The organism is Gardnerella sp. DNF01159, assembly GCF_049244215.1.
Classification (GTDB): Bacteria; Actinomycetota; Actinomycetes; order Actinomycetales; family Bifidobacteriaceae; genus Bifidobacterium; species Bifidobacterium swidsinskii.
The window spans coordinates 258,386-273,284 of the sequence record NZ_CP058387.1 but is presented as its reverse complement, the minus strand read 5'-3'; the positions used below and the strand labels follow the sequence as shown (position 1 = coordinate 273,284).

Annotated in this window: 4 protein-coding genes and 1 tRNA gene; 2 read left to right on the top strand and 3 right to left on the bottom strand. The window is 42.2% G+C overall.

The window, feature by feature from the left end; all coding sequences use genetic code 11:
• Positions 1 to 56: 56 nt before the first annotated feature.
• Complete coding sequence (locus HXT39_RS01015; RefSeq protein ID WP_233186356.1) at positions 57 to 2,153, top strand: hypothetical protein; 2,097 nt, start codon at positions 57 to 59, stop codon at positions 2,151 to 2,153.
• On the opposite strand, the gene HXT39_RS01010 is transcribed toward HXT39_RS01015, so the two are convergent.
• From HXT39_RS01010 to HXT39_RS01000, 3 genes are all read right to left on the bottom strand, one after another.
• Positions 2,139 to 3,989: a GH25 family lysozyme gene (locus HXT39_RS01010; RefSeq protein WP_369827467.1), complete on the bottom strand. Its 1,851-nt coding sequence runs from the start codon at positions 3,987 to 3,989 to the stop codon at positions 2,139 to 2,141. The two genes, HXT39_RS01015 and HXT39_RS01010, sit on opposite strands and share 15 nt — an antisense overlap.
• Positions 3,990 to 4,127: 138 nt before the next feature.
• Positions 4,128 to 4,201 (bottom strand) — tRNA-Gly (locus tag HXT39_RS01005).
• A gap of 120 nt (positions 4,202 to 4,321) precedes the next feature.
• The gene (locus HXT39_RS01000) at positions 4,322 to 4,804 is read right to left on the bottom strand and encodes a holo-ACP synthase (RefSeq protein WP_004109204.1); all 483 of its coding nucleotides are present in this window, start codon (positions 4,802 to 4,804) and stop codon (positions 4,322 to 4,324) included.
• A 570-nt stretch (positions 4,805 to 5,374) separates the two neighbouring features.
• Here HXT39_RS01000 and HXT39_RS00995 point away from each other — a divergent pair.
• Positions 5,375 to 14,536, top strand: a complete 9,162-nt coding sequence (locus HXT39_RS00995) for a Rib/alpha-like domain-containing protein (protein WP_103013901.1) — start codon at positions 5,375 to 5,377, stop codon at positions 14,534 to 14,536.
• Positions 14,537 to 14,899: the final 363 nt, after the last annotated feature.

The following is a 14,899-nucleotide window of genomic DNA, read 5'->3' as shown; positions in this document are numbered from 1 at the left end:
TAAAAACTTATTTGCCATATATAGTGTGCTTTGTTATAAGCGGACTAATAACACTAATGTTTTTTAGTAACTTATTTCAAGCATCCGAATTAGGATTTAAAACACAAAGCATAAATTTAAGCACAGTAAAAGAAGTAAAAGCTGAACAAGCAGAAGACTCTACAAACGCAAGCCGTGATGAAATATATGCAAAATACAAAAATGACGGCGTACATATATCTAAAAATGGCGCAGATGTAGAATTCACAAACTTAAACACGTACAGCAAAACATTAGAGATTTCGCTACAACAAACAAAACCAGTTTATTACGTAACTGGAAGCGTAGAATTAGAAGACTTTGGTGTAGCTCCTGGATACGCTTTAGCTAGCCAATTTAAAATAACAACAGGAAAATTTAATACGACTAAAGTACGTTTAGAAAGTCACGGAAAACTAAACAAAATAAAATTACACTTTAATGAAACGCCAAACGGAATCGTTGTTAAAAATATAACAATTAATCCAAAATACAAGTTGCACATAAACTATGGAAAATGGGCTATATTATTCGTTTTTGGATCCGCGATTATAACTATACGTAAGAAAAAATGGCACAAAATAGCCTATATTCAAGGAGATCGAGCTCAAACCATAATTTTTTGGGCTTTGTGCGCAATAGTAACCGGATTCTCACTGTATATTTGGCTCCGATTAAACACTTATAATCGAATACGCGTTCCACTCTCCTACGATAAATACGATTTTATAGACGGAAACCCATATACAGAGCAGTTAAAAGCCTGGAAACAAGGATCGCTATCTTTGCTACAAGACCCACCAAATGGCTTATTGCATTCAACAAACCCATTTAGCATTGGCAAAAGAATGCAATTAGTGCGCGAGGGAACTCCTGCAATATGGGATGTTGTGCTGCATAATGGCAAATATTATTGCTACTTTGGAATAGTACCGTTTATTTTAACTTATTTGCCGTTTAACGCTTTGTTCCCAGCTTGGATGCCGAGCGCAATAATGGTCACAACATTATTTGCAGCAATTACAATACCAGCATTATTTGCATTGTGGAAAGAAATAATAACATTCTTTGAAATACGAATAAACTACTGCTCAATGCTGCTTATAGGAGCAGCCTTACCATTTGGATGCCTTGTTTTTTATCTGCAAGCATCTGCATCGATTTACTACATTCCTATGGTAAGCGCTATATTTTTCGGAACATTATTTGTTTACGCATCACTGAAAGCCGTAAGGCTTAAGACTAAATTTACTCAGTATGCATTATTTGCTTTAGCTGGATTAAGCTTAGCTTTGCAATGCGGTTGTAGACCAAATTCTTGCATTTCCACAGTTGCGTTTATAGCTCCACTGTTTATTGCTTTACTGCTTAACAACTCCAGAAGCGTAGTAAATAAAGTATCTGCAGCTTTAAGCTTCCTAACTCCTGCAATAGCTGGGTTTGCCGGAATCTTAGTATATAACTACTTGCGTTTTGGTTCATTCTTTAACTTTGGTAACGAAGAACAATTAACAAATTTTGACTTGCGATTTAATCGTATAGCATTTGACCCTCTAAAAATCAAAGACTTGTTAATAAACTTCTTTATAAAGCCACCAAGCATAGATACGGAATTCCCGTATATTACAATAACCAGCTCAAACATTTCGGATTATGGAAATAGTTTCTTTAATCACATGACATTTGGTCTGCTATCAATGCCACTTATTTGGGGCATTTTCTTAATAAGACGCAAGTACATGCAAAAAATCGAATACATAATGTGCTTAAGCGGAATAACATTCTCGATTATGTTAATCTACGTAAACTACTGCTTAGGCGGCAGCCTTTACCGTTATTATTGCGATTCAATAATAATTCTTATGATTATTGCATCTATTGGTTTTGCTAGAAGAAATTGCTCAGCTAATCAAGATGCGCAGTTGCAATTAGATAAAGAAAATGCATGCAACAATATCGAATTGAATAGGAACCAAATGTCTACTCAAACTCTAATCGTTGCATGCACTACATTAACGATAGTATTAGGATTCTTGCTTGTATTTGCAAATCACACAGAAGCTGCGAATGAAATACAATACACAAATCCAGATGCTTTTATTGCATGGAGCCAAATGCTATCAGTGGGCTTCTAACACAACATTCTGGCACTTTTGATGCCATAAGCCATTGCCATCATTGTGTTCATCTTCAATAGGCGCGCCGAGCTTCTTAAAGTCACCGCGCGCATAATAATCCTTGCGAAGATTGAACATGATAACGAACTTCTTATCCTTACCATGCGTCCAAACATCACCATTCTGGCAACGCTGACGCCACCAGCCAGCACCCATATTCTCCTCATCAGCAACAGGAGCACCAAGCCAACCAGCACCACGATGCCTATAGTAAGAATCACGAAGAGCAAACATGATAACAAACTTCTTATCCTTACCATGCGTCCAAACATCACCATTCTGGCAACACTGACGCCACCAGCCGCCGCCCATGTTTTCCTCTTCGGCAACAGGAGCGCCAAGCCAAGCAGCACCGCGATGTCCTTGGTAAGAGTCGCGTAACTCAAACTGAATCACGTACTTAATGTCTCTGCCATGCGTCCAGACGTCGCCGTGCTTGCAGTGCTGACGCCACCAGCCGCCACCCATGTTTTCCTCGTCGGAAATAGGCGAGCCAAGTCGCGAATAGCTTCCGTGCTTGTAGTAGGAGTCGCGCAATTCGTACTGGATTACGTACTTCTTATCTCGGCCTTGCGTAAACACATCGCCGTGCTGGCAACGCTGACGCCACCAGCCAGCACCCATATTCTCCTCATCAGCAACAGGAGCACCAAGACGACCAGGGCCGCCATGAGCATAATATGAATCGCGAAGCTCGTACTGGAGCACAAACTTCTTGTCTCCATTAGTCCATACTTCACGACGACCAGAACTCTTTACAGTCCAGCTACCATAGTTGCGCGTTTCTCCAGAAGGCTTAGAAGAATTAGGCTTAGTAATAGTGCTACCAAACTCAGAAACACCATTGATTTCGCCGCCACCAGCCATGCCGAATGCGTTCAAATCGACGCGACCATCAATTCCGTCAACGCTGCCGTCGGAAGTGTACTGCCATCCGCGCAATGCTGTAGAAATAGGGAAGCCTACGCGAGAACCGTAGCTAGCAACCCAGCTTGTACGCTCGTGAATATACTGAGAATTTAATGGTCCTCTCAAATAATTTGCATAAGAGTAAACGCCGAGCTTATGGTAGCCTGCAGAAACTAACTGATTCCACCAGGAAGCAACAATATCCTGGTAAACGTATGGTGATGTTGGTGGTTTATGACCACTCCAGCTCCACTTTTCCAAATCGTAATAAACAGGATACGTTAAATCTTGAGGACTTACTCCAGCACCCTGCAAAAGATTTACAATGTCGGCACCTTCAGCAGCACCATCTTCAGCTTTTTCAGCATAGGAATACATGTAAATGCCGAATGGAATACCAAGACGCTTGCATTCGCTAATATTGCGCAAAGCTTGCTTGTCATATCCATTATCCCAGCCATAGCTAATACGAATAATCGCACCATCTACTCCAGAAGCTTTTACAGCATCCCAATCAATTTCTTTTTGATGCTCAGAAACATCAATAACCGCCTTAGCGTTATTAACGAACACATCATCATTTCCATCAATAAAAGCCGTAGTGCCATCAGCATCACTCCAATGCGCACCATACTCATTATCAATAAACGAGCTTTGATACACAGTGCCAGAATGTGATTGAATAATAGGCTTAACAACACTTTTGGTATGCACATTGGTATGCACATTAGCACGCACATGTTCAATCGATGAAGATTTTTGCGGCGCAACGACATTCATAGTGAAAGCAGTAGCAGCCGACACTAATCCAGCTAATACACGTACGATAATCTGTCCCACGAGTCCTCCAGACATGTTTTTTACGTGTCTCTCCGCTATTACCATAGCAATAGCACCCTAATAGCAAGCATAAATTCAATGAAAATGTGAAAATAATATGCAAAACATGTGATTTTCACAAAAAACTGAAATAAATAAACCATTAAAAAGAAAATTGCAAAACGTAAAGCAAAAATAAAAAAATGGAGCGGACGACGGGAATCGGACCCGCGTAATCAGTTTGGAAGACTGAGACTCTACCATTGAGCTACGTCCGCAATTACGCACCATATTTGCACGAAATATTCACGCACAAATATCGACTCGTTCAAGTATACAGATGCTTGTGACATCGACACAAGTGCACAAAACATATTTTTCTTATAATGTAGCTTTTCTTATAAGACTTCAAGCATTACAACAGCTGATGCAAAAGCTGAATTATCGTCTAATAATCCGTCATGACTAAGCGAAATATGCCAACGAATATTATCTATGTGCTCACTACTATCTACACACTCGCTGGACGCACTGAAAAGCGATTTTACAAGTTGCGAATGCACATCTGAGCTGAGAATAATGCGTGGGCAACCATGGGAATCGTTAAGAATCTCAATACTCGCCCATGGCATGTTATCCAGAGTATATGGATAAGGGTTATTTATTGTGCATAACGCCTCGGACCACGCTTTAATCACAGCTTCTTTGCCAGCCCAGCGTGCTGCAATATGTAAAGCTCTCTCATCATTCTTCACTTGCGCACGAAGATCACATTGTCGAAGCTCTCGCACAGAAAACAGCGCACGCCAACCATTGCCATCCTGCATCTGCTCAGCAAACTGCGCAACGTTTACCAAGTCGTGCCCTATTCCTGCAATCATACGCACCTACTTTTAACACACATACCTACTTTTTTATGTTCTACGCAAAAATACTATATAAAATCTTGTATAAAATATATTTAAATCAACAATCACTTACGCGCTTTTACTGCAGTAACAAACGCCGAAAAAGTCACCGGCAAATGTTTTCCAAAACTACAAAACCGCAACAAACACCAGAAAATTACGCACGCGACAAATTGCTTAAGCATGTGCACAAGAAACGCTACAAGCGTGATTAATTCATATACGAATAAATTACTATAAAACGATAAACTTTTAGATAATTTTAAATAATTCGTCGTTATGACAATATTTTATACATAGAGCACCCCCCCCCGGCAGGAAATTTTACAGTTATGGAATACTTAACAATAAAAAAATTACGACAAAATAGCAAAAATACGATATAATATTATGCAGCATGTGTATAAGCGTACTTATTGTCTACCGTTGCTTTATGTAAACACAGAATTAGTATTTGAAGAAGAACTAGACACACGTTTATATACGACGCACATTAGGGAACGCTAAATTAAAAAGCACAAGAATAAAGGATTACAGATTATTATGGCAAATAACACTCGCAAAAAGCACGCACACGAGCAAGTTGAGAGCTCGTTTAAAAACGTTGATTCATCTTCTGCGTATGCAACCATGCGAAAGGTGTCATTGAGCACACTTGCCACAGTTCTTACTGCAGCCACTTGCTTGGGCGGTCAGCCAATCCTCGCATCCTCTAATATTCTTCTTCCTCCAACTACAGCGGCTTTTGCGCAAGAAGTGCGTAACGCAGACCCTACTCCTTGGCTACATACGCCAAACATTCTTGAGTTCCAAAGGTATCGCTTTGCTAACAGCAATGGAACAATCGGTCAAATAGGATCCGACGGTTTGGGTGATTACAGTAATGTTACTAAAAAGTCGGATATGTATGCACACCTTGAAGAAAACAACGGTGCTAAGTATTTAGTCTTCGATGTGTTCTTTAACAACGACGGTAAAGATATGACTGGCGCTTCCAAACAACAACAGTATGTTTGGCAAATTCCTTTTGCAGTTGCTGACTTAAATAATGGTTATTACAATGGAGACACATTAAGTGATTTAAGCTTTGATTTTTATAAACGAAATGGCACTAGTCCACAAACAACAAACGCTGTTCTTTCACGCGATTTTTCATTATTCACTAAAGAAAATAGCCAGTCAAAAAATCTTAATGATCCCTCGAAAGATGATCAGCACCTTGGAAACTCTTTATACAAAATAACCTTAGGCATAAGAGGAGGAAACAGCAACAAGCAAGATTTGAGTGATACTTTCCACAATAATGCAGGCGACGGGGTTATTAGCAATGCTACAACATTGAGAGGCGTATATAGCGGCAAGAGCTACGGCATCGGCTTAAGAACTACAAACGTCGACTATGCAGTACACATGCATTGCAAAGTAAAGTTACGTCAAGGAGTCACTCTTGACGACATCCAAGATGCTTATACATGGGCAAATACAAGTACTTATGGTAGAACGACTAACTCAGCATACACCTTTATTTCTGGTCGCGAGCGCTGGACTGAACAAAATCTTAAGCGCACAAAAAGCGATAGAATCCCTCCAAAGCTGTATTTTAATGACAAAGAAATTAGCGATTCAAACAACAGCATTACCGTGTATCAGGGCGATAGTCCTACAATCAAATTCGGAACATCCGACGACAGTGGAAAAGTAACGAAATTCTCTGTAAGCGGTTTCCCAGACTTTGCTAAAAATGGCAATGTTGACGAGAAAAACGATAATGGCATTGATGCTAGCGAAAGCAAACCTTATACAAAGGTTATTAATAAGACTACATTTATACACAAAGATAAAAGTGGCAATCCTGTAAACTCCGACTACGAGGTTACTATCTCTGCAACCGACGCTTCTGGAAACAAAGTAGAAAAGAAAGTTACAGTACATCTTAAAAATCTGAACCAGAAGTACAAAGAACCAACTGCTACACCAATTACTGTTGATTGGGGGCATAAGCTTACTGAAAACGACTTGAAGCCTCACGTTACTGGGATTGAAGGCGGAGGGCAACTCGTCTTTAATCCATTCCCTCCAACCAACATTCCACAAGAGTACTTTAACGGAAAGGAAACTCTTACCACAAACGCGTCTGCAAAAGTTGTGTACTCAGATAACTCGTATCACGTTGTTACGATTCCTGTAAACATTAAAAAGCCACTTTCTTTACAACATAAGCTTAATGGAAATACCGTTAATGCTACTGTTGGCGACCCTCTTACTAAAACAGGGAACAAGGTTGACGCTAAGCAATATCTTGGCAATCTTGACGACGCTACTAAGAAGAACATCAAGAGTGCAGAGTGGGTTAATGGCGAGCCTTCCACAGACGTTGCAGGAAAGAGAACTTACACTGCTAAAGTCACGTTTAATGATGGCAGCACAGCGGAAGAAAAGGTTACTTTCACGGTTCGCCCTCAAAAGCCTAAGATTGAAACTGATTTGACTGGTGTTGCAGGCGTAAAGGGCAAGGAAGTTGTAGTTAATGCAGGCCCTGGCACAGCTGGAAGCACTGTAACTCTTAAGGATAACGGTAAGAATACAATCGGCACGGGAACCGTTGGAGCTGATGGCAAAGTTACAATTAAGGTTGATGGCGGCATTCCTGCTGGAAATGTAACTGCCGTAACGTCTACAAATCCTGCAGATCCAACTAAGGAGCAGTCGGTTCAGTCGCCAGTAAGCGAACCTAAGAATGCTACTAAAGACGACAAAGCTCCAACGCTTACTGCCGATAAAACCAATATTGAAGTCGAAGTTGGCAAAGATTTAACTATCAACCTTACAGCAAAAGACAATTTGAAAGTTGATAGAATCGACACATCAACAGCTACGATGACTCTGTTTAAAAATGACCAAACAAAGCTGTTTAGTAACCTGACTCGCGCTGGATCAAAGTACGATTCTAAGAACACAGACAAAGAGAAGAAACTTACTTATACATTCTCTGGCTTTAAGACTGAAGAAATTGGCACATACGACTTAACATTTAAGGCATTCGATTCTGCAGGAAACGAGTCAACGCCTGTAACTGTAAAGGTAACAGTTAAGAAGAAAGAAGATCTTCAGACTAGGCCTATTACTGTTAACTTGGGTCAAACGCTAGACGAAAAATGGGCAAAGAAAACTATAGCCAACCACAGGAGCTTACCAAAAGGGACTAAGTTCGCATGGAGCACTGAAACTGGCGGAACTCCAAACACTTCCACCGTTGGCAAGGAAAAGCCTGGAAAAGTTGTTGTAACTATTCCTACTAACGACCCAAATAATCCACAAGTTGAAACTGTTGACGTTAAGGTAACTGTTAAGGATAGCGAAAGTCCTAAAGTTACGATTCAGCAAAAAGGCGAAGGTGGCACATATAACACCATTAATGGTGAATATCCTGATGGGCCAAAACACGCACAAGTATTCACTATCACTACATACCGCGGTGATAAGAACGATATTAAGATTACTGCAACCGACAACAGCGGAAACGTTACAACTCTTGCTTTAACGCCTAAAACTCCAGGCGAGACAGAAAAAGATCCTACTGGAACTGGCACAACTGCAGATCCTAAGACTTTAACGCTTGATGGCACTACTCCACTCAACACTGAGCCTGGCGAGTATAAGCGTACTATCACGGCGGTGGATCCTTCGGGCAACACTACAAACGTGGCTGTGAAGTTTATTGTTAAGCCGCAATCAGATAAGTACAGCAAAGTCACAGGCACGCCTGTTACGTACAACATGAGTAGCGGCACGACGCATCCAGATCCTAAGAGCGGCATTAATGCAGATGATCTAAAGAATCTACCTAGTGACGCTACCTACTCTTGGACTACGGAGCCAGATTGGAATAAGACTGGCGAACAAAACGCTAAAGTCCGCATAACATTTAAGGACGGATCAACTAAAGACGTTACTACAACTGTTACTGTTAAAGACAATATCGCGCCTGTTATTAACACACCTAGTACCAATAAGGCAAAGAGAGCAGACACTGAGAAAACAGCTGAGTACTACCAGTTCAAGGTGCATAATGGCAAACCGTTCAGCATTGATATCAACGCTTATGACAACAGCGGAAAGATTAAGAGTGCAACAATAGCAACATTCCCAGGTCATGACGGAAAAATCACTATTGACAATCAAAACGGGAATTCTGCAGAAAAGCCTGCGACTATTCATATTAAAGGCACTGCTCAGCGAGATGCGAATATAACCAATTCGTCAGACAATAAGTGGTCTCGTGAACTTGTTGTTACAGACGAAGCTGGCAACGAGTCTAAGCTAAAGGTTCAGATTTCCGTATACACGGATGCTGAAGAGCATACTGCTACAGCTAAGCAAGTTGATAATCCTAAGGATAACAACGCAATTACCAACGCGATCACAATAACAAAATATGATAATCCAAATACGCCAATCGATAAGACTGGTATAACATTTGAAGTTGGAAAAATTCCTACAGATGATGGAAATTACACTGTTCCTGTAACTGTTAAATATCCAGATGGATCTTCAAGCAAAGTTGAAGTGCCTATTGTCGTTAATAGGGAGTCCAACAACTATGACCCTGTTGGTAAAACTATTACAGTTCCATGGAATTCAAAAGAAGATCTTTCCAATAAGATTAAGTCGTTTGATAATGGCGGCGGCTTGACGTGGAATGGCACATCTGGAAACGATAAACTCAAGTCAGTAGAAATCGTCAACACAAAAGACGTTCCAAGCACCGATAAGCCTGGCGAAAGCCAAGTGCAGGTTAAGGTTACGTATTCGGATGGCTCTAGTGACGTTGCAACAGTAACTGTTAAAGTTTTGGATCCACAAAACAAGGATTACACGCCAGAAGGCCAAACTATTAAGGTTGACTACAGTAAGACGAAGAACACTACCATAGAGGATAGTGTAAAGAAGAATGGCATTAAGCTAAAGAAGAATGGCGCTGACACGACTTTGCCTACTGACGCAACAGTGACCATTGACAGCAATAGCACTATTCCAGATGGCACTCAGCCTGGCGATTTTACTGTTCCTGTAACAATCACCTATGGCGATGGTTCAACGGATCACGCAACGGTAACCGTTAAGGTTGGCGAGCCTCAGAATAAGAAGTATGAGCCAAATAAGCCTGATGAAATCAACGTTGGTTATGGTAAAACCAAACCTTCTGACAGTGACATCATTGCTAAAGTCAAGTTTGAAGATGACAAGCAACCTCCAACTGGTACAAAAATTACAGTTGACGATGGTCAAACACCTATCGACACTACTACTCCTGGAACCGTAAACGTTAAGGTTACTGTTACCTACCCTGACGGTTCTGAGGATCACGTGGAAGTTCCTGTAACAGTTGGCAATCCAGATAACGTGACTCATAAGGCTTCTGCAACGCCTATAGAGTTGAAGCGCAATAAAGACAATACAAATAAGCCAAATGAAGATGACATTAAAAAGCATGTCACAACTGGAGTTGCTGAAACTGAGAAGCAGCCAACCATTACTGTAGACACGGATAAGATTCCAGATACAAACAAGACTGGTACAACTAATGTTCCTGTAACTATTAAGTATGAAGACGGCACTACCACAACCGTACAGGTTCCTGTTGTTGTAACGGATACAAACGCAGACGAATACACTCCGAACGTTGACCCTGTGGAAGAGCCGTTTGGCACCAGCAGAGACGATACCAAGGAAGCTGTTAAGAAGGCTGTAACTGTTCCTGATTTTAATCCACAGAAGGAAGGCGATGAGCCAAAAGTCACTATCACCAGCAAAGATGAGGATATTCCAGACGGCACAAAGCCTGGTACTTATCATGTAAATGTAGATGTTGAGTACCCTGACAAAACTGTTGATAAAGTTACTGTTGATGTGACTATTAAGAACAAGCAGTCGGATACTTTCGAGCCAAAAGCAAAGCCTGTTGTTAAGCCGTATGGCACGAAGGTTACATCTGATGATGTAACTAAGAATGTAACTGTTCCTGATTGGTCAAAAGATTCAAAGGAACAACCAAAGATTGAGTTGAACGAGCCTAACACAAAGCTTCCAGATGGTAAGACTCCTGGAAACTCTACTGTTAAGGTTAAAGTCACCTACCCAGATGGCACAACTGACACTGTTGACGTGCCAGTAACTATTAGCAATAAGCAGTCTGAACTTTACCCACCTAAGGCAGATAATCTTGAAAAAGATAATGGTCAAAAGCCTTCGGACGACGAAATTATCGGCAAAGTAAGTGTTCCTACCTGGCCAACGAACGAAACAAATAAGCCAACTTACTCTATTGCTGAGGGAGATAAGTCTAAGATCCCTAATGGAGATAAGGCTGGCAAGTTTGAAGTGCCTGTAACAGTTACGTATCCGGATGGATCAACAATCGTGATTAACGTGCCTGTAACTATTAAGGCTCCAACTGCTACAGCTAAAGTTGTGACTGTGCCAAAGGGCGTGGAACCTAAACCAGAAGACAGCATTGCCAATAAGGATAAGTTCCCTGAGGGTACGCAGTTCGAGTGGAAGAAAGACAACGGCAAGGAAACTGGCAAACCAGATACTTCTTCGGAAGGAAACAAGTCAGGCATTGTTGTTGTAACAGTTCCAGGTCAAGCTCCTGTGGAAGTGCCAGTAACTGTGAACGTTGTTGACCCAAGTGCTCCACAAATCAATGTGCCGCAAGGTAAGGATTTGCCAAAGCCTGAAGATGTAATTAATGGTTCCACTGATAAGACCAAGTACCCAGAAGGAACTAAGTTCGAGTGGAGTAAGGAAGATACACCAGATACCAAGAATCCCGGCACGAAGAATGGCAAGATTATTGTTACTATTCCAGGCCAGGCTCCTGTGAAAGTGCCTGTAACAGTGAACGTTTTGCCAAAGCCAGAAGCGAATGTTGTGAACGTTCCACTAAATGGCACACTGCCAGAAGCTAAGGATGTTATTAAGGATTCTACCGATAAGAATAAGTTCCCTAATGGCACTACGTTCGAGTGGGAAGATAGTGGCAAACCAACTACAGATACCGTTGGAGAAAAGACAGGCGGTAAAGTAAAAGTCACCATTCCAGGCGTAAATGGCAAGTCTGGTTATACGATTGATGTTCCTGTAACTGTGAACGTAAATCCTGCGCCTATAGCGAAGGAAACCTCCGTTGCTCAGAACAGCGATCCAGATCCTAAGAACAGCATTAAAGACAACGATAAGTTGCCAGAAGGAACCACATTTGAGTGGAAGAAAGATGCTGCTCCAAAGACAGACAAGCCAGGCAATACTACTGGCACTGTGATTGTAAAGATTCCAGGACAAGAGCCTCAAGAAGTGCCTGTAAAAATTACTGTTACAGCATCTCCTGAAGGAAAAGACGTAACTGTGCTGCAAAAGACTGACGGCAAGGACAACACTCCTCAGCCAAAGGATGTTATTAAGAATAATAGCGATTTGCCTGAGAATGCCAAGACTTCTTGGAAGAAGAAGCCTGATACGTCAAAGACTGGCAACCAGACAGGAATTGTGACTGTTACAGTGCCAGGCGAGCCAGATGTTGACATTCAAGTCAACGTGCTCGTTGTTCCAAATCCAAAAGACAAGACAGTAAGCGTGCCAGTAAACGCCAAGCCAAAGGCAGAAGATAGCATTGCAAACAATGGTGACTTCCCACAAGGCACTACTTTCGACTGGAAGAAGGATGGCGAGCCAAAGACAGACAAGCCAGGCACCACTAACGGCACTGTGCTCGTCAATATTCCAGGCGTAAAAGACCCAGTAGAAGTGCAAGTAACAGTAAACGTGACCAACAAGCCATTTATCAACGATGGCAATGCTGAAAACACGCCAACTAAGCCTGATAAGACCACTATTACTGGTAAAACTCAGCCAGGAAACACCGTAACTGTCAAAGACAATGGCGGTAATACTGTTGGTACTGGAACTGCCAACGAAAACGGAAACTTCACTATCGAAATCGATAAGAAGGAGCCTGGTACAAATCTCAAGCTCGTTCCAAACAAGGGTGGAGTTGATGGTGATGCAACTACTGTAATCGTCACGGCTAAACCACAAAAGCCAACGATTACGGTACCAACCGACAACCAGAAGAACTACGGAAACGTAACTGTAACTCCGCCAACTGGCGACACAACGGTTGTAAAGATTGAAATCAATGCTAAGCCAAATTCAATCAATGGTCCAGAACAGCCAGTTCGCACAATTATTGCTAAGAAGGATAACGATGGTAAGTGGAAGATTGACGGAGACGCTCCAGATGGCGTAACTGTTGATCCAAAGACTGGCGTTGTTACTATTCCAGCAAAGAATTTGGAGGATGGCAGCACTATTACTGCAGTATCTAAGAACAAGACAGATAAACCATCTGATCCTGCTACTGCTGTGACTGGCTTTAAGACTCCACAGATTAGCGAGCAAACGCTAAAAGACAATCCAGATGATTCTACTAAACAAATCATCACTGGAAAGACTCTTCCGGGCGCAACAGTAACTGTTACCGACAAAGATGGAAAGCAAATCGGAACAGGCGTTGCAGATAAGAATGGCAACTTCACTATTGCTATCGACAAGCAAAAGCCTGGTGCCATCGTCACCCTCACACCAACCAACGGTAAGGGTGATGGTGCAAAGACAGGCGATAGCGTAAATATTACTGTCAGCGGAAATATAACTAAGCCAAAGATTGACACTCCAGCCGAGGGTGGCGCTAGCGTGACGCCTGATCTCACGGATACGCGTGTGAACAAGGTTGTAGTTACTTACACTCCAGAAGGCAGTGAAACAACCGCAACGATTACTGTTGTTGCTGAAGGCGACAAGCATGAGTGGAAGATTGACGGAGACGCTCCAGAAGGCGTAACCGTTAATCCGCAAACTGGCGTTGTTACGATTCCAGCAAACAAGATTAAGCGCGGTAGCACTATTACTGCGCAATCAGAAGACAGTAGCGATAAGACTGGCAAGAGCAAGTCAGAAGTGGTAACTGCTAAAGTTGGCGAAAAGGAGCAGCCTGCACCAGAACCAGAACCAACACCAACGCCTGCGGGTGAGCCGACTATACTCACGCCACAAGATGGTGTTGAGCAAGGTTCCGCAACTGTTACCCCACCAGCAGATGCTGATACTCTAGAAATCACGTATACTCCAGAAGGCGATACAACGACTCCTGTAACAATTACCGTGAAGAAAGATAAGAATGGTAACTGGACTATTGACGGTAACACTCCAACCGGCGTGACTGTTGATCCTAAGACTGGTAAAGTCACCATCCCTGCAACCCAAATCAAGGATGGTAGTACGATTACCGCGCAAGCCAAGAAGAATGGTCAACCATCCAACACGGCAAACGGTAAAGTCGGAAACAACCCAACCAAGAAACCAGAACCAACACCTGCACCGACCCCTGCTCCAACCCCAGAACATGAATCTGGTTCTCATGATTCTGATGAACACACTGGCAACAGTGAAAACAACAGGAATAAGAGCAATAACACTCAGTTACAAGCTCCTAAGTCTCCTGCACGTCACTCCTCCGGCCAGGTTGCGCAATCAAAGTTAACCAATACAGGCTCTGCAATTGCTGCAGCAGGCGCTGTTGCTGCACTCGCAGCCGCAATAGGTGCTGCACTCGCAGTCATTATTCGCAGGAAGAAGCGCGACTAAACGTTGGTGTTGCAACAAATATTAAAATTGAATAAATAATATACATATGCTCCGTGATAAAAGGGTTCGCGAAATTTACGACAACTCTTCAACCACGGAGCATTGTTATATCTGTAAAGCTATAGAACTGTAGGCTACAGAGGTATAAGCTACAGAGATATAGGTGCGACAAATAGATGCCGTTAAATGATCTGGGTACTGATAGCGGGTACTGGTAGCGAAATAGCATACCACTGCGATAATGACAGCGTACTACTGGCATTAGGTAATATCAGGCGACATACGCAATGCTACACGTACTAAATATGGCATACTGAACTACAGAGCTACTTACGTGATTGTTAACGCAACTCCAATCGCCTT